At 59.8% G+C, this 22,982-nt stretch carries 19 protein-coding genes and 2 tRNA genes; 13 read left to right on the top strand and 8 right to left on the bottom strand.

The window, feature by feature from the left end; translation table 11 throughout:
- Window positions 1-92 precede the first annotated feature (92 nt).
- Window positions 93-1,247 (top strand): MFS transporter, encoded by a 1,155-nt coding sequence (locus AA105894_RS04115; protein ID WP_267310608.1) that lies wholly within the window; start codon window positions 93-95, stop codon window positions 1,245-1,247.
- On the opposite strand, the gene AA105894_RS04110 is transcribed toward AA105894_RS04115, so the two are convergent.
- A complete protein-coding gene (locus AA105894_RS04110; RefSeq protein ID WP_267310607.1) occupies window positions 1,236-2,519 on the bottom strand; it encodes a M20 family metallo-hydrolase in 1,284 nt (427 codons plus the stop codon). The genes AA105894_RS04115 and AA105894_RS04110 overlap by 12 nt on opposite strands.
- A gap of 299 nt (window positions 2,520-2,818) precedes the next feature.
- Window positions 2,819-3,421: a TetR/AcrR family transcriptional regulator gene (locus tag AA105894_RS04105; protein WP_267310606.1), complete on the bottom strand. Its 603-nt coding sequence runs from the start codon at window positions 3,419-3,421 to the stop codon at window positions 2,819-2,821.
- 373 nt (window positions 3,422-3,794) lie between these two features.
- Here AA105894_RS04105 and AA105894_RS04100 point away from each other — a divergent pair, with 373 nt between their 5' ends.
- Genes AA105894_RS04100 through uraH form a run of 8 tightly spaced genes read left to right on the top strand, consistent with a single transcriptional unit; the run spans window position 3,795 to window position 10,728 of the window.
- Complete coding sequence (locus AA105894_RS04100) at window positions 3,795-4,478, top strand: HAD family acid phosphatase (protein WP_267310605.1); 684 nt, start codon at window positions 3,795-3,797, stop codon at window positions 4,476-4,478.
- Window position 4,479: 1 nt separating this feature from the next.
- Window positions 4,480-5,922 (top strand): NAD(P)-binding domain-containing protein, encoded by a 1,443-nt coding sequence (locus AA105894_RS04095; protein WP_267310604.1) that lies wholly within the window; start codon window positions 4,480-4,482, stop codon window positions 5,920-5,922.
- Entirely contained in the window at window positions 5,919-6,092 is a 174-nt protein-coding gene (locus AA105894_RS04090) for a DUF4089 domain-containing protein (RefSeq protein ID WP_267310603.1), read from the top strand. The genes AA105894_RS04095 and AA105894_RS04090 overlap by 4 nt, the downstream gene beginning before the upstream one ends.
- Entirely contained in the window at window positions 6,089-7,414 is a 1,326-nt protein-coding gene (locus AA105894_RS04085) for an AtzE family amidohydrolase (RefSeq protein ID WP_267310602.1), read from the top strand. The genes AA105894_RS04090 and AA105894_RS04085 overlap by 4 nt, the downstream gene beginning before the upstream one ends.
- Window positions 7,414-8,991 carry a gamma-glutamyltransferase family protein gene (locus tag AA105894_RS04080; protein ID WP_267310601.1) on the top strand — a complete coding sequence of 526 codons (1,578 nt, stop codon included), beginning with the start codon at window positions 7,414-7,416 and terminating at the stop codon, window positions 8,989-8,991. The genes AA105894_RS04085 and AA105894_RS04080 overlap by 1 nt, the downstream gene beginning before the upstream one ends.
- 20 nt (window positions 8,992-9,011) lie before the next feature.
- The gene (gene puuE / locus AA105894_RS04075; RefSeq protein WP_267310600.1) at window positions 9,012-9,908 is read left to right on the top strand and encodes an allantoinase PuuE; all 897 of its coding nucleotides are present in this window, start codon (window positions 9,012-9,014) and stop codon (window positions 9,906-9,908) included.
- The gene (gene uraD, locus AA105894_RS04070) at window positions 9,905-10,399 is read left to right on the top strand and encodes a 2-oxo-4-hydroxy-4-carboxy-5-ureidoimidazoline decarboxylase (protein ID WP_267310599.1); all 495 of its coding nucleotides are present in this window, start codon (window positions 9,905-9,907) and stop codon (window positions 10,397-10,399) included. The genes puuE and uraD overlap by 4 nt, the downstream gene beginning before the upstream one ends.
- Entirely contained in the window at window positions 10,396-10,728 is a 333-nt protein-coding gene (uraH, locus tag AA105894_RS04065) for a hydroxyisourate hydrolase (protein ID WP_025841837.1), read from the top strand. The genes uraD and uraH overlap by 4 nt, the downstream gene beginning before the upstream one ends.
- Window positions 10,729-11,199: 471 nt before the next feature.
- On the opposite strand, the gene AA105894_RS04060 is transcribed toward uraH, so the two are convergent.
- From AA105894_RS04060 to lysA, 3 genes are all read right to left on the bottom strand, one after another.
- Window positions 11,200-14,154 carry a TonB-dependent receptor domain-containing protein gene (locus AA105894_RS04060; protein WP_267310598.1) on the bottom strand — a complete coding sequence of 985 codons (2,955 nt, stop codon included), beginning with the start codon at window positions 14,152-14,154 and terminating at the stop codon, window positions 11,200-11,202.
- 344 nt (window positions 14,155-14,498) lie between these two features.
- Entirely contained in the window at window positions 14,499-17,186 is a 2,688-nt protein-coding gene (locus AA105894_RS04055; RefSeq protein WP_267310597.1) for a DUF4175 domain-containing protein, read from the bottom strand.
- On the bottom strand, window positions 17,183-18,484 hold the full coding sequence (gene lysA, locus AA105894_RS04050; protein WP_267310596.1) for a diaminopimelate decarboxylase: 1,302 nt from the start codon (window positions 18,482-18,484) through the stop codon (window positions 17,183-17,185). Before lysA ends, AA105894_RS04055 begins: the two co-directional genes overlap by 4 nt.
- 88 nt (window positions 18,485-18,572) lie before the next feature.
- Here lysA and AA105894_RS04045 point away from each other — a divergent pair, with 88 nt between their 5' ends.
- The 3 genes from AA105894_RS04045 to AA105894_RS04035 all read left to right on the top strand — a co-directional run bounded on the left by AA105894_RS04045 (window position 18,573) and on the right by AA105894_RS04035 (window position 20,196).
- Window positions 18,573-18,968, top strand: a complete 396-nt coding sequence (locus AA105894_RS04045; protein WP_267310595.1) for a cytidine deaminase — start codon at window positions 18,573-18,575, stop codon at window positions 18,966-18,968.
- Between the two features lie 53 nt (window positions 18,969-19,021).
- The gene (locus AA105894_RS04040; protein WP_267310594.1) at window positions 19,022-19,717 is read left to right on the top strand and encodes a trypsin-like serine peptidase; all 696 of its coding nucleotides are present in this window, start codon (window positions 19,022-19,024) and stop codon (window positions 19,715-19,717) included.
- 74 nt (window positions 19,718-19,791) lie between these two features.
- Window positions 19,792-20,196, top strand: coding sequence for a response regulator (locus tag AA105894_RS04035; RefSeq protein WP_267310593.1), 405 nt, complete (start codon window positions 19,792-19,794; stop codon window positions 20,194-20,196).
- 290 nt (window positions 20,197-20,486) lie between these two features.
- Here the strand turns inward: AA105894_RS04035 and AA105894_RS04030 are convergent.
- The 3 genes from AA105894_RS04030 to AA105894_RS04020 form a co-directional block, all read right to left on the bottom strand.
- Window positions 20,487-20,563: transfer RNA gene (locus tag AA105894_RS04030), tRNA-Arg, on the bottom strand.
- A gap of 32 nt (window positions 20,564-20,595) precedes the next feature.
- Window positions 20,596-20,672, bottom strand: a tRNA-Arg gene (locus AA105894_RS04025).
- Between the two features lie 64 nt (window positions 20,673-20,736).
- Entirely contained in the window at window positions 20,737-21,138 is a 402-nt protein-coding gene (locus AA105894_RS04020) for a hypothetical protein (RefSeq protein WP_267310592.1), read from the bottom strand.
- A 134-nt stretch (window positions 21,139-21,272) separates the two neighbouring features.
- Between AA105894_RS04020 and guaA the strand changes: the two genes are divergently transcribed.
- Entirely contained in the window at window positions 21,273-22,868 is a 1,596-nt protein-coding gene (guaA, locus tag AA105894_RS04015; protein WP_267310591.1) for a glutamine-hydrolyzing GMP synthase, read from the top strand.
- Window positions 22,869-22,982: the final 114 nt, after the last annotated feature.

The following is a 22,982-nucleotide window of genomic DNA, read 5'->3' as shown; positions in this document are numbered from 1 at the left end:
CCTGTTGCGAGGTCACTCGGTAAAGTCGTGGCATGACCGGCACGATCTGAAAAGTAAGAAGAAGTTGCGTGAGCTTTAAATATTCTGGAGGCATGATGGCATCGCCGCGTATCGCATTATTCTCGCTCGCTGTTGGCGCTTTCGCGATTGGCACGACCGAGTTCACGCCGATGGGTCTGCTGCCCGTTATCGCGCAGGATCTGCATGTCAGTGTGCCCAAGGCCGGGGGGCTCGTCAGCGCCTATGCGTTTGGCGTCATGATCGGCGCGCCGATCATGACATTGCTTCTGGGGGCCATGTCGCGAAAGGCAGCGCTGATAGGGCTCATGGGGCTTTATATCATCGGTAATCTCGGCGCCGGGCTGAGCCACAGCTATGCGCTGCTCATGTTCTGGCGGGTTGTCACAAGCCTGTCTCACGGTGCGTTTTTCGGTCTTGGCGCGGTCGAGGCTTCGAGCGTCGTCGCGCCAGAGAAGCGGGCCTCAGCGGTTGCGTCCATGTTTCTGGGGCTGACCATCGCCAATATCTTCGGTGTGCCCGCAGCCACCTGGCTTGGGGACACGATGGGCTGGCGCAGCGCCTTTCTCGTGACAGCCCTGCTCGGCGCGCTGGCCGTTCTGGCGCTTTCCATCGCGCTCCCGCCAAGAGGGCGTTCGCCCAAGCCTGATATCCTGGGTGAATTGCGTGTCCTGCTGGGTGGGGAGGTATTGCTGGCCCTTACAGTCACGACACTCGGCGCCGGGATCATGTTCGTGCTCTACACCTATATTGCACCGTTCCTGCACAGCATCACCCATGCAAGCGACGCGCTCGTGACGCTGGCGCTGATGACCATCGGGGTAGGATTCAGCATCGGTGCTGCACTTGGTGGGCGGCTTGCCGATCGCTCGACGCGCTTTGCCCTTCTGACCATGCTGCCGGTTCTCGGGGGAATCATGCTCGTTTACCCGATGCTTGCAGCCTCATCCCTTGGCGCAATAGCCGGTATCCTGGTCTGGAGCGCGGCGTCTTTTGCCATCATGCCTGCGCTCCAGATGCGCACGATGCAGGCAGCGCATGAGGCGCCAGCCCTCGCATCCTCGGTCAATATCGGAGCGTTCAACCTCGGCAACGCACTTGGCGCCTGGCTGGGTGGCGCGGTGCTCTCACACGGTCTCGGCTACGGGGCGGTGTCGGTCAGTGGCACCGCCGTGGCGCTGATCGCCTTCCTGATCGTGCTGTTTTATCGGCGTAAATCAGCTGCCTGAAGACGAGCCGGGGTCGAGCTGCCTGTCTGCAATGAACAATGTCTGCAGCAGAACATTCGCCCCGGCAGCAATATCCTCGCGCGTGGCAGATTCGCTTTCATTATGGCTTATGCCGCCAGCGCAGGGAACGAAGATCATGGTTGTCGGGACGATGCGGGCGAGATAGGCCGCGTCATGGCCTGCGCCCGAGGTGATCTCGCGTGACGGCAGATGTTGCGCGCGGGCTGCGAAGGAAACAGCGTCGATCAGGCGCTGGTCAAAATGCACGGCCGGCGAGTCCCAGATTTCACGAATACCGATGCTGACCCCGTATTCGCGCGACAGCGCCCCGGCGCGATCGCGGAAGCTGTTCTCCATGGCAATGACCACATCATCATTCGGGTCACGCAGATCGACGCTGAAAATGACCTCTCCGGGAATGGTGTTGCGGCTGTTTGGCTTGACCGTCACCATGCCAACCGTCCCGACAGCGTGGGGCGGGCGATTGAGCGCGATCTCCTGTACGCTGGCCATGAGGCGTGAGGCCGCCTGAAGCGCATCGGCCCGCATGGTCATCGGTGTCGTGCCAGCATGGGAGTCGCGACCCGTTACCGTCACTTCATACCAGCGCATGCCCTGCACACCGGTCACGACACCGATCGTGCAGTGTTCTGCTTCAAGCATAGGGCCTTGCTCGATATGCAGTTCAAGATAGGCGGCGAGAGGATGTTCGCCGCAGGGTTCGTCGCCTGCCGCATCGATCGAGGCGAGTGCGGCGTCAAAGCGTGTACCTTCCGCATCGACGCGACTTTTTGCAAAATCAGCTGTGAAGATCTTCGCGAAAACGCCAGAACTCAGCATGGCAGGCGCGAACCGTGCTCCTTCCTCATTGGTCCAGTTGACGATCTCGACGGGATGGCGAAGGCGACGCCCGCTTTCCTTCAGCGTACGCAGAACGGCAATTCCGCCCAGCACGCCGATAATGCCATCGTATTTGCCACCTGTGGGCTGCGTATCGAGATGACTGCCGATTGCGATAGGGGCGAGGCCCGGCTCGGTGCCCTCGAAACGGGCAAACTGGTTGCCCATATCATCTGACGTGACTGTAGCCCCGAGTGCTTCGGCTGTCTGTGTAAACCAGTTTCGCACCTGCCGATCTTCGGCACTTAGGGCGAGGCGACAGAGTCCGCCTTTCTCGGTTGCGCCAAACTGCGCCGTCTCCATGATGTCTTGCCACAGAGCGTCTGAATCGATGGCGCTGTTGCCCATGAGGGTATGGTCCTGATCCGTCATGTCGTGATCCTTCCTCGATCCTCTGGTCGCATTCTGCTGCGTATCGTGCCTCACGGACTACAGCGCCGGTTCTGTCGGCTCTGCCCGTGAAACAGGCGATTATCGTGTGGAGCATAACTGACCGAGGGAGATGGACAACCGGGGAGAGGCGTCGAGGGGCGCTACGAACGCGTGAACGTGATGCCGCGACCAGTGGTGGTCAAAGCAGCCCCGAATACCCGTCTTTCTTCACCCATAAAGACCCCGGTTGATGAGTCTGCTTCCAAGGAATGAATGGGGCGGGCCAGGGTTATGTTCTCTCAGGCCGTCTTGCGCAGGACGAGAGACAGAATGGTCTCGGCTGCAACCTGGAAATCGCTTTCCTCGAGCGTCTCTTTTTCGAGCAATGCCGTCACCTGCGGCTGCATGTCGGCATACCATTGGGTCATGGCCCACAGACAAAAAAGGAAATGGGTCGGATCACCTTTGGGAATTTCTCCACGGGCCATCCATGTCTCGAAAGTTTCCTTGAAGGGGTGGATTGCGTCGCGCAGCGTGGTCGAGAGATAACCGCCCAGATGGCGCGCGCCCCCGAGGATTTCATGCGCGAAAAGTCGTGACGCATGCGGATTGATGCGGGAGAAAGCAAGCTTCGACATGACATAGCCGCGCAGCGCCGTATCAGCCGATGATTCGGGCCGGAGCCATGTCTCGCAATCGCCAAGCCATTCCTGCACGGTCCGGTGCAGTACTTCGTGGTAAAGTATTTCCTTTGTAGAGAAATAGTAATGGATATTGGCTTTGGGTATGCCTGCCTCTCGGGCGACGGCAGCAATGCTGGCTCCGCTAAAGCCATGTTCAGAAAAGATTTTCCGGGCGGCTTCCAATATGGTGACGACTGCTATTTCGCGCGGGACGCCCAAAACGAACTCCTGATTTCGGTAAAACCTATCGCTTTCGGATAGTTTGTAATTGTGGTTTTTTCAAGTAGTTGCAAAGCTATTCGTTAAACTTTGATCGAAGCGACATTACACGTATCTGCGACCGGACCTGTTTTCGGGGCTGGACGTCAGGGTAAGGATCTGTTTCACTTAAAGAACGAGATGTTAATACCGTACCTGATTGGTATACCATCCAAGAGTGCTTTCACGCAGTGACGAAGAGCGAGGTTGCGCTCGTCGCTCCGGAAAGCAAAGATGAGGGTCAGACCGTAAGAGATCGTATGCAGGAGTTGGTCATCACGTGAGTTGTGCGACAGTTCAACCATGCCGGTCCGCGTTTGGGCGATGGCGTTCCGTGGGCAGGGGCGCGCTTATTGCCGCTATGCTTTGCGCTCCGGCTCTGGGCGCCGTCACCGCGCATGCCGTGCCGGTCAATGTGGGCGATGCCGCCATTGCCGCAAAGGCCTATCACGACAGCGGCACCTATGAGCGCGATTTTGCCTCGGTGATCCAGGAGGCGTCGGAATGGGTGCGTTTGCGCGCCGCGCATGTCAGAAGACCTGCGCTTGTTCTCGATATCGACGAGACATCTCTGTCGAACTGGCCTGAAATAGCCGCCAACCAGTTTGCCTATTTCCGTGAGGGGCGATGCGACACGCTGCCCAAGGGTCCTTGCGGTGTCGAGGCATGGGAGCAGACGGCAAAGGCCGAAGCGTTTCCTGCGATGCTCGCCCTTTATGGGATGGCCCAGCAGCATGACGTTGCGGTGTTTTTTGTGACCGGTCGTTATGAGCGTGAGCGCACCGAGACGGCCCGAAATCTCGAGGCGTCCGGCTATCACAACTGGGCCGGTCTGGTTCTGCGTCCCGATGGAAGCCACACGGCTTCAGCGTCGAACTACAAGAGCGCGGCCCGCCAGAAAATCGAGCAGGACGGCTATCACATCATCGCCAATATCGGTGACCAGCCATCGGATCTTGCCGGTGGCTATGCCGAACGCGGTTTCCTTCTTCCCAATCCCTTCTATCGGGTCCCCTGACATGCAGAATGACGCGCTCAAAGCCCTCACCAGACAGGTTCATGAGGATCTCGAGAAAATCGCCTATGCCTCAGGGCCGTGGGTTTCGTCAGTTCTGACGCATCATGGCGAGCCGGTTCTCGATGTCGCAGTGATTGGTGGCGGTCAGGGCGGTCTGGCGACAAGCTTCGCCCTCCGTCGCATCGGCGTACATAATGTGCGCGTGTTCGAGCGGGCACAGCATGGCAAGGCAGGTCCATGGGTAACGTTCGCCCGGATGATTACCCTGCGTACGCCCAAGCATGTGACCGGGCCCGATCTGGGTATTCCCTCTCTGACCCCACGCTCATGGTTTGAGGCGCGCTACGGAGAAGCTGCCTGGGTCTCGCTCGACAAGATCGACCGACGCGACTGGCAGGCCTATCTCGACTGGTATAGCGAGACGCTCGCCTTGCCAGTGCAGCATGATCGTGAACTCGCCGATGTCGTGTGGCAGGACGGGTTGCTGCATCTCACCTTCCGGTCGCAGGATGGCGAAATCAGCGAGGTCTGGGCGCGTCGCATCGTGCTGGCGACTGGTATCGAGGGTAGCGGATCGTGGCATGTGCCCGACTTCATTCGTGAGTCGGTACCAGCCCATCTTTATGCCCATACGCATCAGGAAATCGACTTCGAAGCTCTGCGTGGCAAGCGGGTTGGCGTGCTGGGCGGCGGGGCGTCTGCGTTCGACAATGCCGCGACGGCGCTCGAAGCCGGGGCGCAATCGGTTGCTGTCTGTATCCGCCGCAAGACCCTGCCGCGCATCAACCCGTATCGCTGGATGGAAAATGCCGGCTTCCTCGGCCATTTTCCGTCGCTCCCGGATCTGACGCGCTGGCGTTTCATGCGTCGTATTTTTGATCTCAACCAGCCTCCGCCGCAGGATACGTTCTGGCGGTGCAGCCGTCATGACGGATTCAGCTTTCACGGCGACACGCCCTGGCTTGATGCCCGTTGCGATGGCGAAACCGTGATCGTGAAAACGCCCCATGGTGAAAAGACATTCGACTTTCTGATCATCGGTACGGGTTTTGTGATCGATTTCAGCAAGCGTTCCGAAACCTCGTCCTTTGCGTCCAATATCGCGCTTTGGGGTGATCGTTTTACCGCCCCGGCGGGAGAAGAGAGCGCTGTGCTCGATTCCTACCCCTATCTCAGCCCGCAAAGTCAGTTCCTGCCTCGTGATGCGGCGCATCCTGACGCCGCAATGCTGGGTGCGATCTATAATTTCACCTTCGCCGCGACGCCGAGCATGGGGCTTTCGGGCGCTTCGATCAGCGGCATGCGCTACGGCGTCGACAGGCTTGCCCGGGCGATTGCCTGCGATCTCTTCGTGCAGGATGGCGAAAAGCATCTTGAGAGCCTGCTCTCCTACGACACTGAAGAACTGGTCAGCCTCGGCCGACAGGGTGAGGAGCAGGCATGACAGCTGAAGAGCAACTCGTGGCGCGCGCTGCTGCGCTCGACCTGACCGTTCCAGAAGAATATCGTTCCGAGATCATGCGTAATCTGGCGCTTATCGGGCAGTACGAGGCATTGATAAACGCCGTCGATCTGCCTGAGCGGCTTGAGCCAGCCTACGAGTATCATCCATGAGAGCAACGGAACTCGCGCGGGCGGTCAGATCCGGAGAACGCTCCGCGGTTTCCGTCATCACGTTCGGTCTCGACCGGGTGATCGCGCGTGACGGGGCTCTCAATGTGGTCACGCGTCTGCTTGCCGAGCGGGCGCTCGACCAGGCACGCCATATCGATGCGGTCGTGGCCAGCGGGGGCGATCCCGGGCCTCTGGCTGGTGTGCCGTTCGGCATCAAGGACCTGTTCGATGTCGAGGGGCTTGTCACGACAGCGGGCTCACATGTGCTGGCCAATGAGCCTCCAGCCACTCAGGATGCCCTGCTTGTACGTCGTCTGATTGCGGCCGGTGCGATCCCGCTCGCCACGACCAATATGGATGAATTCGCTTACGGCTTTGCAACCGATAATGCGCATTACGGTCTGACTCACAACCCGCACGATACAACCCGTCTGGCAGGGGGATCTTCAGGTGGGTCGGCAGCCGGTGTCGCTGCCGGGTATTTTCCGCTCTCCCTTGGGTCGGACACGAATGGCTCCATCCGTGTTCCCGCGTCGCTCTGTGGTGTATGGGGATTGCGCGCTACACAGAACCTTTTGCCAACCGAAGGGTCCTTTCCTTTCGTGGCCAGTCTCGACACGGTTGGGCCCTTCACAGCTAGCGCTGGCGATATGCGCCTCATGATGGAGGCGCTGACAGGCCAAACGCTCGCCCGGGTCGACACGGACGGGTTGCGTCTGGCGCGACTGGGCGGATGGTTTGCCACCGATGTATCGCCGGAAATGGAGGCGGCGCTTGCCGGGTTGTGTCGTGCTCTGGATGTCGGGCGTGAAATACAGCTTCCCGAGGTCCCAGCAGCCCGTGCGGCTGCTTTTGTCATCAGCGCTTCGGAAGGTGGCGGGCTGCATCTCGACCGGTTGCGTCGTCAGGCGGCGCTTTATGATCCTGCAGTGCGCGATCGCCTTCTCGCCGGAGCGCTTGTTCCGGCACCGGTTGTGTTCAGGGCGCATAAGCTGCGTCGCTGGTTTCGTGACCGGATGCATGAGGCCTTCGAGACAACGGATCTTCTGATCGCGCCTGCCGTCGTCGGTGAGGCACCGCGCATCGAGGCGCCGGTGCTCATGATTGGTGGCAAGGCGGTACCGGCACGCGCCAATCTGGGTCTCTACACCCAGCCTCTCACGCTGGCTGGGTTTCCGGTTCTCACTGTGCCGCTCGCGGTTGAGGGGCTGCCGCTTGGCGCGCAGATCATCGCGGCGCCGGGACGTGAAGACCGGCTCATCGCTTTTGGCGAAGCTCTTGAGCGATCGGGGCTGGCCCGTGCGCGAATTCTGGAGGATTGATGCTTTTCAGTGCGCGCTCCCGCAAGGGAATGGTGACCGCCCCGCATCATCTTGCCGCTCAGGCGGGAAGGGATATTCTCAAACAGGGCGGTAATGCCGTCGAGGCAGCCGTAGCCGTCGCGGCGACTCTCTCGGTTGTCTATCCGCATATGACGGGGCTTGGTGGAGACGGGTTCTGGATTATCCGCAGGCCCGACGGGGCCATGCTGGCGATTGATGCCTGTGGCAGACTGGCCCAGAACGCGACACCCGAACTCTATAGCGGCCTTGATGCCGTGCCCTGGCGCGGCGGCCTGGCCGCCAATACAGTGGCAGGAACTGTTGCCGGGTGGAGTCAGGCGCTTGCCTATGCCGGTGGTAGCCTGCCACTCACGACACTTCTGGCCGATGCCATCGACCATGCCGAGCACGGTATGGTGGTGACAGAAAGCATGGCCGGGCTCATGGCGGCGCATCTCGATGTGCTGAGCTACATGCCCAATTTCAGCGCGTTGTTTCTCCCCTTCGGTGACATGCCGATAGCGGGGAGCATCCATCGCAACCCGGCACTGGCGCGGACACTCAAGCGTCTCGCCACGGCGGGGCTTGGCGATTTCTATCACGGCAAGCTCGCCGATCTGATTGCAGCAGAGCTTGCCGCCTGTGGTTCACCTGTCGGGCTCGACGATCTGAACCATCATGAAGCTGTAGTTTCAGCACCGCTCGAGACGCAGCTTCATCATGGACGGTTTTTCAACGTCAACCCACCGACACAGGGGGCGGCGTCCCTCCTCATTCTGGCCCTTGCAGAGAGGCTTGGGGTGAAGGGGGCGGATACGGTTGAGGATATCCATCGCTGGGCCGAAGCCACCAAGGCTGCCTTCATCTGGCGTGATCAGAAGATCGCCGATCCGGCGATCATGGAGACGTCGCCTCAGGCTTTGCTGTCAGACAGCGCCGCCCTTGATGCCATGGCGGCCAGAATCGATCTGGATCGCGCGGCACCCTGGCCACATCCGGTCGAGCAGGGCGATACGACCTGGTTTGGTGTGATGGATGCGAAGGGCTGGTCTGTCAGCATGATCCAGAGCCTCTATTTCGAATTCGGGTCCGGGATTGTGCTGCCCGAGAGCGGGCTTGTCTGGCAGAATCGCGGGGCGAGTTTCGATCTCCGGCCGGGTCGCCTGCGCAGCCTCGTTCCTGGTCGCAAGCCTTTTCATACGCTCAACCCCGCCATGGCGGCGCTCAACGACGGAAGCCTTCTGTCTTACGGTACAATGGGTGGGGAGGGGCAGCCCCAGACACAGGCGGCCATTGTGGCGCGCAATGTCATTGCCGGATTGAGCCTGCAGGAGGCGATTACCGCGCCGCGCTGGCTGTTGGGTCGCACCTGGGGTGAAACAACGACCACGCTCAAGATGGAAACGCGTTTCGCCCCGGAATTGCTCGACGGTCTGCGCGATCTTGGTCACGACGTCGAGAGTCTGACGCCTTTTGCCACGGCAATGGGTCATGCCGGTGCCATTCGGCGCTATGAGGACGGAACGCTTGAAGGCGCTACCGACCCGCGTAGCGACGGCGGCGTGGCAGCGCTGTAAGCCACGGAAGGGACAGAGGCATGAAAGAGGGTTATCCACGCGATCTTCTGGGCTATGGTGCCCATCCTCCTGAGGCGAACTGGCCCGGCAAGGCACGTATCGCCGTGCAGTTCGTGCTGAATTACGAAGAAGGCGCCGAGAATAACATTCTTCATGGCGATAACGGGTCTGAGGCGTTTCTCTCGGAGATGGTTGGCACTCGGTCGATTTCGGGTGCGCGATGCATGCAGATGGAGAGCCTTTACGAGTATGGCTCGCGCGCCGGTTTCTGGCGCCTGCACCGTCTTTTTACCGAAGCGGGTCTGCCCCTGACCGTTTTCGGTGTCGCCATGGCGCTCTCGCGTAATCCGGATGCCGTGGCTGCCATGCAGGCGGCGGGCTGGGAGATCGCCTCTCACGGACTGCGCTGGATCGACTATCAGGATATTCCTGAGGCTGAGGAGCGCAAGCATATCCGTGAGGCGATCAGGCTGCACAAGGAAGTCACGGGGGCAGCTCCCCTAGGCTGGTATCAGGGCCGCACCAGCCCCAACACGGCCAGGATCGTCGCACAGGAGGGGTGCTTTGTTTATGATGCTGATTCCTATGCCGACGATCTGCCTTACTATGATCGCCGCTACGGCAAGGCGCAGCTTATTGTGCCCTATACGCTCGATGTGAACGACATGAAGCTTGTGGCTCTCAACGGTTTTACCGAAGGCGAGCAGTTCTTCCGCTATCTGCGTGACAGCTTCGATATACTCTATCAGGAAGGAGGGCGCATGATGTCCGTCGGTCTGCATTGTCGTCTGGCAGGGCGCCCTGCGCGTGCCCTGGCGCTGAAGCGCTTTCTGGATCATGTGCGGGCGCATGACGATGTGTGGGTCGCAACGCGCCTCGATATAGCGCGTCACTGGCTGGAGCAGCACCCGGCATGATCGGCGCAGAAAACCGCGAGAATTTCGTCGCGCGATTCGGCGATCTTTATGAACACAGCCCCTGGATCGTCGATGCCGCCTGGCCGCAGGCGCCTTTCGACAGCGCGCAGGCTTTCATTGAAGCGACGTCGCGTATCGTGCGTGAGGCGTCGTCTGACAGGCAGAAAGCCCTGGTAAAGGCGCATCCCGAGCTTGCCAGAAAATTCGGTGTCGATCCTGATCTTGGAGCGCTTTCCGCTTCCGAGCAGGAAGGGGCCGGGCTCGACCGGCTGACCGAGGCTGAGTTCATCTCGTTCCGGGCTCTGAATGATGCCTATCAGGCACGTTTCGACATGCCCTTCGTCATTTGCGTGCGTCGGGCCACGAAGGAGCGGATTCGGCAGGAAATAGAACGGCGTCTCGAGCAGACGCCCGAGGCAGAGCTGGCCGAGGCGCTCGACCAGATCGATCAGATTGCCTTGTTGCGCCTGAAGGACAAGACAGGATCATGACCACACTCTCAACTCATGTTCTCGATACGGCAAGCGGCCGTCCCGCTGCAGGAATGCGTGTGACATTGCTGCATGACGACCGCGTTCTCTTTTCCGGTATGACCGATAGCGATGGACGTTGCGCCGAACTGAAGGCCATTGGTGTGACCGCAGGCGCTTATGTGCTGCGCTTTGCCGTGGCTGCATATTTCAGGGCGCATGGGCATGTCTTGCCGGAACCTCCTTTTCTGGACGAGGTGCAGATCGATTTCGGCATGACAGGCGCGGGTCATTATCACGTGCCGCTCCTGGTCTCTCCTTTCGGGTATTCGACCTATCGCGGTAGCTGAGAACGGGCAGATTTCAAGCTGTATTCCTGATGTCGTGCGACGCAATTGTCGGGAGGGTGCGTCGATCATGGTCGTCTGACGGTCCGATCTCCCAGCGATGAGGCCGTTCACCGGGTGGATTGATTCCCCTCTTTTTGTCACGGCGCTTTTTAAGACGGCAGGCGCCTTATGCGGACCATACCCCTCCGACGCATCCTGACAGCACGATCTGTTTCGGCTCGCGAAAGGTAGTGCGCATCGGACGCGCTGGCTCTCGAGACGTGGCCTGTCATGGTTTCTTGAACAACCCGTTTTCCACGGGTCATGTCCTGGTCTGGCCGCCAATGGCTGTTGCTGGCGATCAGCCTCTCGGGCGTAGGTGAATAGTTTTCCAGTATTGGACGAATGGGGACGGAGCCAGGGCAGGGAACTGGCTGTGCATAAAAAAAGGGGGCGGAATGCGCCCCCTTTTTTTTAACCAGTAGCGAGAGATCAGAAATCCTTGCTGATCTGGAGCCAGAAATTCCGGCCTGGAACGAAGGAGCTATAGGTCGAGGTATCGGTGTTGGTGCCGCCATCTGCGAAGAAGGGCGGGTTCTTGTTGGCGATATTGTTGACGCCGCCAGTAAAGTTCCAGCTTTCGACGTGGTAGCCGAGCGCGATGTCCTGCTGAACCATGGCAGGGGTTTTTACCCGACCATAGCCATCGGAAAGCTGCATGAAGGACGAGCTGTCATTCCAGTGAACGCCGCCTGTGTAGTTCGCCATGTAGGTGATGGAGAACGGCCCATGCTGCCACGAGACGGTAGCGTAGTCGCGCCAACGCGGGTTGGAGGTACCACCCGGATAGTAGATGGCGTTCGTGTAGTGGTAGTACTGACCGCCCGGAACGAGCTGCTGCGAGTAATTGACGAGGTTCTGCAGGCTGTTGCTGATCGTGAGCGTATCCATGCGCGTCAGGCGGATACGGTAATCGAAGTCCCAGTCAATGCCGCTCGTGTTTGTCGTACCCAGATTCTGCAACACGGCCGAGACCTGTGAGATCTGTCCATTGGCAGAGCGGTTGACGAGACTGCAAAGCCCTGGATTGGTCCCGTTGTAGCAGTTGTTGAGAATGTAGTTGGTGGCGAGTGTTCCGACCGATGAGCTGACATTGTAGTGCCAGAATTCCACCGAGGTGGAGAGGCCCGGAATCCAGCGCGGTGTCAGGACGGTACCGAATGTGTAGGTTCGACCGGCCTCCGGCTGCAGTTTGGCATTGCCGCCCGAAACAGTCGCGACCTGGCCCGAACCCTGCTGCTGGAAGCTTCCCGGACTGGCGATGCCAGCCTTCATGCAGTTGGCGACAATCGTCGGGCTTGAGGCACCAGCGCAAGGATCGAGCGCTGTGGCATAGCCGAGAGACTGGGCGCCGAACAGTTCATAGACCGAGGGCTGGCGGAATGATGTGCCGATTGTGCCGCGGAAGCGGATATCGCGTGTCGGAGCCCAGTTGATGGAGGCTTTCCAATTCTCGACACTGCCAAAGGTATTATAGGACGAATAGCGCCCCTGAGCGTCGATGGTCAGATCCTTCGCGAGGAACGTATCGCGCAGCAGCGTTGCCTTGCCCTCAAGATAGCCTTCCGTGACGTTGAAGCCACCCGAGGTCACGCCCTGCGGGTTCGTCAGCGCAACCCCTGACTGAAGCGCCGGATCAGGAACATAGGTCAGCTGCTCGCCGCGATGCTCCATACCAAGTGCGATGCCCAGATCACCACCATGAGCCCATGGCATGGTCGCGACATGATCGTTGTGAATCCGCAGGTTCAGGTCGCGCAACTGGGAGTGGCCGTTGCTGGTGGTGTTGAGATTGGAATAGCGGGCTGCCGCAGGTGAAAGGCTGGCAAACGGGCTGGACAGCACACATCCCGCAGCGGCGTCACAGACACTGGGGTTGTAGATCATGCCCGAATTCGGATCGCCGAACGCGGTGGGCTGCAGGCCATAGGTGTTCAGCAGAGCAGGATAGCTGCCCATGTTGCTCTGCTGGTATTTGTACATGTTGGCGCCGTAGGTATAGGACAGATCATATTTCCAACCTGCGTAAATACGGCCCTGTGCACCGACCTTGGCTGTGAGCGTATCGCTGGCCGTCTGGGTTTCGCGTGGGCCCCATTCTGTCATACGCCGCAGCATCTGCAGATCTTCGCCTGCTGTGTTGCCCGGATAATCGGCCGGGATCGTGATCGCAGTCGGATAGGGACCGTTCTGTGGAACCGCCCCTGCAACCGGCTCGGCCGCCATCTGGGTCATGCTTGTATTATGTGAATACAGAACATTCGAATACAGGGTGAAATGGTCGTTGAAATCGTAATGGGCATCGCCACTCAGCGAGGAGTCCTGCAGCTGGTTTGTCAGGAAGCTGTCATGAGCGAAGTTGAAGCGCTTTGTACCGGCTACCAGATTGCCCTGATTGTCACTGCGATAGGCAGCCCCGGAATCCAGTCCGTAAAAGGAGCCGTAGGGCGAGTAGCTTGAGCCGAAGCGGTTGTTTGACGGATCGGCATCGTCACCGATCTGCACATTGCGCGACCAGGATCGGTTGCGCTGACGGACACCGCCCTGCGTCATATACTGGCCGAACAGGCTGATATTGCCCTTGCTGTGATCGAAGTTCCAGCCCTTGAAGCCCGAGATCATTCCTTGCGGTGCATCGCCATGGCCCGTGATACCACCGCGGACAGTGATGTTGCCGGTATCCAGATCATGCCGCAGCTTGATGTTGATAACGCCTGATACAGCGTCGGCACCATAAAGCTCAGAGCCGCCATCCTTGAGAATTTCGACGCTCGCAACCTGCTGCACAGGGATCGAGTTCATGTCGAAGCAGTTGCTTGAGCTGTTCAGCGCTGCACGCTTGCCATCGATCAGGACGAGAACGCGGTTGGTGCCGAGATTACGCAGATCGGTGCAACTGACACCGCCGCCACCATTGGTGTCGGTATTTTGCTGGCTGGAGGAACCCACAGACGGCAGACGCTGGAAGAAATCGGACAGCGTGGTCGCACCGGTCTGCTGGATCTGCTTGGCTGTAACGATCTGCACTGGGTTGGCGCTGGTGTTGTTTGCCGTGCTGAGAGCCGAGCCGACAACGACCACCTCTTCAGCTTTGCCGCTCATGCCGAGGGAGAGGCTATTGGATGCCGAAACATCACGGAGCGTCGTCTGCGAGCGGCCTGGCACTGTCGTAGCGACAGGGGCGGTCTGTGCGCCAGCGATTGGGCCACTCGTCGTGTCCCTGGTGACAGTGGTCTTGTGCCTGGTGGTCGATTTGACCGCCTTACGATGAGGCGTGCTGGCTGAGGCGGTCTGCGCATGGCCGCTCGTCATGGTCGCTGCAGGCGAGAGGAAAATCACGGCACCTAGAAAAAGACGCGCTCGCCCTCGCAGTTTAATGGTTTTCATGGAGATTAACCCTCGGAATGACTCTGTGTCACGAGGCTGCGGTTTCTGTCATATCATTGCAAGGTCGTTATCGTTTTGTGACGTTCTGTTTCGCGAGAATGCGTCGAGATGTTGCAGATTTGCATCATTCCGTGTCACGCTCTTTAACGTGCTCATCCTGGTACTGAAGGTGAGCGGAAAAGAGTCAGTATTTGCAGACTATTTACGGGAAAAGACTTTCCCTCGCCGCTGTGACAGTTCGAGACCTGGCTCGACCTGTCATGCGGGGATACGCGCCGCGCGGCCTGTGCAGGATCGTAATTGATCGTTGCGTGTGTAAGGCGCTTTTTCAAGGGCAGGCCAACTCAGTAGGATTTCAGCAGCCTGTCCAGATAATTCAGTTCGCTCTGCGGACGCGTTCTGTCTGCGTCCCGACGACGTAATTCGCGTTCGATCTCACGCGCTTTTTCACGACTATCGGCATCGGGTATCGTGCCGTCCGTATCGGCGCCCGAATGTCCCTTGCCGAGCTTGCGCCCCAAGGGATCACGATCAGCCTTGCTGCCGCCATCCCCTTCGGACTCATCATCATCGCTGTCGGCCTGATGCTGGTCGCCCTTGCCTTTGCCGCCTTGAGCGCTGTTGCCGGTCCCCATGGTCGGCAGAAGGGCGAGCGGACCACCACCGTGATTCTTGCCCTTCTGGGCTTCGCTCATTTGCTGCCCCGACTCAGCGAGGTCTTTCAGCACCTTGCGTATTGCACTTTCAGCAGGGCCATCCTGAACACTGGCCAGTGCCTGACGGACAGAATGCATGTCCTTGTCCGCCTTGGTGAGCCCCTCGAGGGTTTTGCCAGTCAGTGATTTGATGTCGTCATTGAGCAGCCGAGCTACCATCTGCAGGGCGCGCTGAACAGCGTGGTCATCGCGTCGCTGCTCATGCTGCGCGGTCGCTTCTTCCTGAGACAGGACAGGCGGTTGTGGCGGCGGGGCCGATTGCGGTTCGTCCATATCAGGAGGCGGTGCCATGCCCAGCCGTTTCAGCAATTCTGCTGTCGACATGGTGCTGACATCCTGATTCTGTCCCTGCTGGGTATCACGCGCGTTGCGCTGCCCGATGCCGAGGCGTGTCTGAACATGGTCGAGAAGAGTGGTCTCGCGCCGTACCAGATCGTGCAGTGTCGCCTTTTGCGCCTGTGCCCTCATGCGGGCCTGCATCTGCTGGGCAATCTGGGCGAGGTCCTGTGGCGTGGCGGATCTCATGCGCTCGACCATTTTCGATAGATCGTCGAGGCGTTTCAGAGCGTCGTCGGAATGGCCATTGGCTGCATCCGATTGCAGGCGCCGCATCAGCCTCGATACGGGATCGCTGCCATCATCGGCGCCCATATCCGGAATGACGCTGCCGAGCTGCATGCTGCGCTGCATCAGTGCCTGCAAGCGCTGGTCGAGTGCCTCGCGCAGGCGCTTCATGCGCGTTGCCAGTTCCTGCTGCTCTGCTTCGCTATGCCCGTCCTTGCCGAGTGCCTGCATATGAGCGATCTGATCCTGGACCGCTTTCTGAGCCGCCCGGATTTCAAGATTGGCCTGAGCAGTTTCCCGGTCTGTATTGCGCAGATCTTCAAGATAGAGCGCGACGGCCCAGCACAGGCCGAGCGTATTCTCTTTTGCGCGCTCTGCCAGCGGATCGTCGAGCTGGGCCGCAGCGTAGAGCAAAGCGAGTGTGCTTCCCTTTTCGCCGGAAGGCAGGGTCTGGGCCAGGGTCCTAAGCTCGTCTGCTGTCTGGGCTGCAGTCTCACGGTCCAGCCCGAAGCGATGCCGCAAGGCAACCAGAGCCCGGGCGATCGGATCGTGAAAACTCCGGCTGGGCAGGGTGAGCTTCTCGACCGTGCTGTTCGCCTGACGGCCACTCCGGCTCGTGGCGTGCAACCTGATCGTGACATTCTCTCCGGCCCAGAGCGACTCTGTCAGATCGGCCTTGAAACTGCCTTCCGCCTTTTTGGGCTCACCTTTGAGGGGGATTGCCATATCGATCGGGGGCAGGGCTGGCTTGGCGGCAAGGCTGATCTGAGCCTCAAGCCGTGTCACGCCGTGAGCCTGGGATACCTGCCAGGGGAGCACGACCTCCGGGTTGTCGGTGGCTATGGAGGGTGGCTTCTTCCAGCTGACTTCAGGCGCAAGATCGGGCTCGATCGTAAAATTCCATTCGCCAATCGTCCGCCCCCGCGACCTTACCGAGAGCCTGCCGCTATGGCTCAGATGCGTGACAAAGCTCCAGCTGCCGGGGTCGAGCTGCTTGACCCCGACATCGCTGATATCCACGCCCAGCAGATGGGGGCCAGAACGCGCGCCAGTGATATGAATGGTCAGCTTCGCGTCCTGGGGGATTGGCGGCGGCGTTGTGTCTCTGGAGAGGAAAATCGGGGCGCCGGGGGCGTAATCCGGGAGATCGACCCAGGCCTCTATCTGGGGCAGAGGGACGTCGATATCGTCAACGCCCGGCAGGAATGCGGCTTCAAGCCGGGAGGGGGCTGCGGGTCCGGCAAGGATGACGGCACCAAGCAGGGCTAGGGCGAAACCGGCCCAGCCGATCCTGCGCTCCAGGGTCCAGTGCAGAAGTGGCCAGCCCGCACGGAGCGGGCCTATGCTCGCGCGCAGGCGCTCCATATGTCGTTGCCAGAGTGCCGTCTCTTCCCCGTCCGCAGGCAAGTCATCGAGGCCAGCAAGCGGTTGATGGCGGAGGCCGGAACGGGATTCGATACGTCGGTCGATGGCGCTGCGCCGCGGGGGCGGCAGTCGGGAAAGATGGCGCGCCGCCAGAGCAATGGCGCCGCCCCCCACCCCGGCAAGAAGAAAGGCATGCAGCGTGTCGGGCAGGGATTGCGGAATACGCAGCAGGCCGCTCAGCGCATAACCGCCTGCGAGCCCAAGTGGCCATTGCACGGCCGACCATGCAGATTCGACCCAAAGCACGCGCCGCGCGCGGTGGCGGGCACGCTCGACCCGCTTTTCAAGCATGTAAGGAGACTGTGGCGCGGGCGGAGCCATGCTCATTCAGAATCCAGCCACTCCGGAACACTGTCATCGGCCCATAACGCTTCCACACGCTGCCGGGGGCGCACAAGTTTCCACTGACCGTTTTCGATCATCACCTGCGCGGCCAGAGGGCGACTGTTATAGGTCGAGCTCATGACCGCGCCATAAGCCCCCGTATCAAGCAGGGCGAGCGTATCGCCAGGGCGAACCGCTGGGAGGAGTCGGTCTTTTGCAAACACGTCGCTCGACTCACAGACGGGGCCGACCACCGTCTGCGGACCGGTCTCCGCATAGGCGAGGTCCGGGGCGAGGGGGACAATGCCGTGCCAGGCGCCGTAGAGACTGGGACGAGCCAGATCGTTCATGGCAGCATCGACGATGACGAAATCGGAGACGCCGTCACGCTGAGCCTTGAGATCGATCACCGACGTCAGCAGCACCCCGGCGGGTGCGGCGATCCAGCGGCCCGGCTCGATGGCCAGTTTCAGATCGAGGCCGCCGAGTGTCTCGGCAATCGCGCCTGCCAGTGCTGCCGGAGGCGGCGCCAGTTCGTCGCGATAACGCACACCAAGACCACCACCGCAATCGACCACGCTGACGGTCAGGCCCTGGGCACGCAGATCGATCACAAGCTCTGCGATGCGGGCGTAAGCGGCCTTGAACGGAGCGGGAGAGAGAATCTGGCTGCCAATATGGGTGGCCAGACCACGTATATCGATGCCCGGTAATGTGCTGGCTTCGCGGTAGAGCGCGATAGCGTCTGCCCAGTCGATACCGAACTTGTCACCCAGACGGCCTGTGCTGATCTTGTCATGGGTCTCGGCGTCGATATGCGGATTGACCCGCAAGGCAACCGGCGCATCCAGACCAAGCTCACGAGCGAGACGGGACAGGCGACGCAGTTCCTCAGCACTCTCAACATTGATCTGGCCAACACCCTCGCGCAGCGCCAGGGTGAGTTCAGAATCGGTCTTGCCCACGCCCGAAAAGACGATGGCAGAGGGAGAAATTCCTGCCTGACAGGCGCGTTTCAGCTCGCCACCACTGACAACATCGGCACCGCAGCCTTCCTGTCGGAGCACGCTGAGCGTCGCGAGATGGTCATTGGCCTTGAGCGCATAATGAAGCGCAATATCGAGCCTGCGCTCGGTGAAGGCTTTCCTGAGATTGCGCGTGCGCCGGCGCAGCGTTCCCGCTCCTGTTACCCAGCAAGGGGTGCCAACCTGATTCGCGATGGTCTGCAGGGGAACGCCCTCGAAAAGCAGACCATCCTGCCCGTCCATATGCAGGGAGGGGCGTGACGCGAGAAGGTTCATGATATCAGGATCGTGGCGTGTCATGCCGGTTAGATTACAAGGGCAATCAGCAGCTTCCAAGCTGGGAATATGCCAGGAGAGGGGAATAATGATGAAAGACGTGCTGATCGGTGCCGCGCTGGATGCGCGAGCGAAGGCCTATGCGCCCTATTCACGCTTTCATGTCGGGGCTGCGTTGCGTTGCGACGGTGTGATCTATAGCGGGTGCAATGTCGAGAATGCTGCCTATCCGCAGGGAAGCTGTGCCGAGGCGGGCGCAATCTCGGCCATGGTTCTGGCTGGTGGGCGGCAGATCGACGAGATCGTGATTGTGGGTGGGGGTGATGCCGCCTGCACGCCGTGTGGCGGCTGCCGTCAGCGTCTGCGTGAATTTTCGTCATCTACCGTGAAGGTGACGATGGTGGATCCTCAGGGCGTCATATTGCTCGAGACCACCCTTGGCGCGTTGTTGCCGTGGTCATTCGGGCCGGAAAACCTCGCGTGATGTATTCTATGACTGCTCAACGAATTATGGGGTCAGCCTGTCTTGGGCTGCTCATGATGACGACCTGCGCTGGCGCGCCCGCTCAGGCGGCTCGTATCGTCCTGCCGGGAATTGGCGCGGGCGCGCGTCACGTTATCGACGTCAACCGCGAGCCGTGGCGCATTCTGGGGCGGGTGCAGACCGAACTTGGCGCCCGCTGCACAGGTTTTATGGTGGCGCCTTCCGTCATCATGACGGCGGCGCATTGTCTCTGGCGCGATGAGGCGGCGAATTTCGTCCAGCCTTCAAGCATCCATTTCATGCTCGGCTACGACACAGGGTCGTGGCGTGCCACGGCGCGTGCGGTGCGTTTCGTGATTGCGCCGAGCTATGATCCCTATCACCCCCTGCGCACCAGCCAGGCCGATCATGCGACCGTTATTCTCGACCATGCGCTCGTCAAAACGAATGAATTGCTTCCGATCTTTGCTGCCGAGCCGGGCGCACCAGCCATGCTGGCAGGGTACCAGCAAGACCGTATGGAGCTCGCAATGGGCGATCTTGCCTGTCATGTCGTTCATGTGCGCGGGCAACTGGTCGATCATGACTGTGCTGCCACGCATGGGGCGAGCGGCGCGCCTCTCCTGGTGCAGACAGACGGAAAATGGGGCATCGCAGGTATAGATGTGACCGCACGTGAAGGGCAGGGTGGAACAGCGGTCGGTTTCACGAATGAAGGGGTTTCTAACAAAAGCGTTAAAGGGAAGTAAGGCGCTGCTCTTTGAACTCGCGCGCATCCGGACCGTTAAAGGAAGCAGAATATTTTCCGAAGGGCGTGGCGGTTATGTCTGTAGAGGAACTTCACAGCGCAGGCATTGGCAAAGCGGCCTCAAGGGCACCGACTGTGCTTGTGGTCGAGGATCAGGTTCTGCTCCGCCTTTACGTATCTGAAATGATTTCGGAGGCAGGCTATACGGTGCTCTCTGCTGAGAATGCCGATGAGGCGCTTTCAGTGATCACGAGTAACCCGGAAATTCGCCTGGTCTTTTCCGATTTTGAGATGCCCAGTGTCATGAATGGGCTCGATCTCGGCAATTATCTGTTCAGGACGCGTCCGGATGTCGCTTTTGTGCTGACGTCCGGTGCCAAGATGGAGGAAGGCTTCGCGCTGCCACCGCGTGGCCTTTTCGTGTCAAAGCCTTTTCTGGAGAGCGATGTCTGTTCCGCGCTTGCTCAGCTGGTGCACTAGGCACAACTCCTGTTTGCAGTGCGGCTGTTCGCAATAGGCGCGTTCGGGCGCTCCTCGAGTGACGATCGTGCTTCACGCAATAATCCCGCCATCACACGGTGCCACTTTCTGCGTGCCGACATTTCAATGGGGAGGGAGCTCAGCCGAAATATCTTGGCGGGTAGTTGGGGCTGCAGGCGCATACGGCCTGCACCAAGCGGTCTCAGGCGGAGTGAGGATCAGCTCGTTAATATCAGTGCAGACGCTCACAGGCGTACATCTGGTCGTCGCTGAATTGTCTTGAAAGGAAATGGCGCACCCGAAAGGACTCGAACCTCTAACCCCCAGATTCGTAGTCTGGTGCTCTATCCAATTGAGCTACGGGTGCGTGGTGATCACTCACATGATCACGATTTATACTGGCGCACCCGAAAGGACTCGAACCTCTAACCCCCAGATTCGTAGTCTGGTGCTCTATCCAATTGAGCTACGGGTGCGTCGTGGGGCGGGTTCTACTGTGAGTTTTCAAACCCCGCAAGAGGGAAAAAGAATTTTTTTCAATCAACGGTTTGGACGGGTCATCACGACATGGGCGCGACAGGTCGGTGAACCGTAGATACCGCCAATGGCATTGCCGACAGGATAGCCGTTGAACACGATGCTGAACGGCTTGCGCTGTGCATCCTTCATGTCGAGCTGCGCATGGAAATGCTGTTTGTCGGCGCCACGCTCTCCCTTGAGCACAAGCGCATTATCACCCGGCGTGAAGCTGATGGCCTTCGTGCCAATCTGCAGGGTCGAGTTTGAATCGGTGGGGCAGCTTCCCTGGTCGGTCACGAGCGCGCCTGTCCAGACTCCAATCGGGTCCTTGCTTGGCGGCTGAGGGCCTGAGCAGGCGGACAGCAGAAAGACTGCGCCCAGAAAAGCCGCGCCTGTCAGGTGGCGAAAACGGGAATGCGACATAACGATCTCGTCTGAATGAAGGAATCATGACATTAAGAGGGGCTCAAACGCGTCGTTTGGGATGACGTTGCCCAGCGAACATCCTATACGATGCCCACAGAATTTGCCCATGCACGACGTGTTGAAAGAGCGCCATGACCGACACCGCCCCGCCTAACGCCGATACTCTGGATACGCAGCTTCACGAGGATCGCATTCTGATTCTCGATTTTGGCAGCCAGGTGACCCAGCTTATCGCACGCCGCGTGCGCGAGAGCGGCGTGTATTGCGAGATTTGGCCTTTCACCGCGACCGAAGAGAAGATTCGTGGCTTCCACCCGAAAGGCATCATCCTTTCAGGCAGCCCCGCGAGCGTGCACGATGATAATGCGCCGCAGATTCCTGATGTCGTATTCGACCTCAACATTCCCGTCATGGGCATCTGTTACGGTCAGCAGGCCATGTGCGCCCGACTGGGTGGCAAGGTCGAAACACACGAGCATCGCGAATTCGGTCGCGCCCATATCGAGATCGCCGAAGATTGCGCGTTGTTCCGTGGCGCCTGGTCGCGCGGTCATCGCGAGCAGGTCTGGATGAGCCACGGCGACCGCGTAACGGCGCTGCCTCCGGGCTTCCGTGCAGTTGCCTGGTCCGAAGGTGCGCCTTTCGCCATTATCGCTGATGAGGGGCGTCGTCTCTATGGCGTGCAGTTCCACCCCGAAGTGGTGCACACCCCGCATGGTGCTGCGCTGATTAGAAACTTCACTCACGAGGTTGCGGGCTGCAAGGGCACCTGGACCATGGCCGGGTTCCGCGATCTCGAAATCGCCCGTATTCGCGAGCAGGTTGGCACGGGGCGCGTGATCTGCGGCCTGTCGGGTGGCGTCGATTCTTCGGTTGCAGCCAAACTGATCCATGACGCGATCGGCGATCAGCTCACCTGCATTTTCGTCGATCCGGGCATTCTGCGTTCGGGTGAAGCCGATGAGGTGGTCAAGACCTTCCGTGGCCGCTTCAACATCAGTCTCGTTCATCGTGACGCATCGGATCTGTTCCTGAATGCGCTTGCGGGCGTCACCGATCCCGAGGTGAAGCGCAAGACGATTGGCCGCCTATTTATCGAGGTCTTCGAAGAGGAAGCGACCAAGCTCGGCGGGGCGCAGTTCCTCGCTCAGGGTACGCTTTACCCTGACGTCATCGAATCCATCAGCTTCACCGGTGGGCCTTCGGTCACGATCAAGTCGCATCACAATGTCGGTGGACTGCCCGATCGTATGAACATGAAGCTGGTCGAGCCGCTGCGTGAGCTCTTCAAGGACGAAGTGCGTGCGCTGGGTCGCGAGCTGGGTATTCCCGAGGCAATCGTTGGCCGTCATCCCTTTCCGGGGCCGGGGCTGGCTATTCGTATCCCTGGTGCGATTGATCGCGAAAAGCTTGATCTGCTGCGCAAGGTCGATGCGATCTATCTCGAGGAAATCCGCAATGCCGGGCTCTACGACGCGATCTGGCAGGCTTTTGCCGTACTGCTGCCGGTTCGCACCGTCGGCGTGATGGGTGATGGCCGTACCTACGATCAGGCTTGCGCCCTGCGCGCTGTTACCAGCACCGATGGCATGACTGCTGAAGTCTATCCGTTCGATTTCGGCTTCCTTAACCGTGTGGCCGGACGCATCGTCAACGAAGTGCGTGGCATCAACCGCGTGACCTACGACATCACCTCCAAGCCCCCCGGCACGATCGAATGGGAATAAGGGCCGCATACTGCCCTCATTAATAGATCAGATTATGGAAAAGCCCGCTCGGTGAGCGGGCTTTTTTTGTTTCCTATCCGCGTCTGACGTGCGTTCCGAGCTGAGTTGTCTTTC

It is taken from the genome of Asaia spathodeae NBRC 105894 (assembly GCF_025994195.1).
GTDB lineage: Bacteria > Pseudomonadota > Alphaproteobacteria > Acetobacterales > Acetobacteraceae > Asaia > Asaia siamensis.
This window is presented reverse-complemented; position numbering and strand designations above follow the sequence as displayed.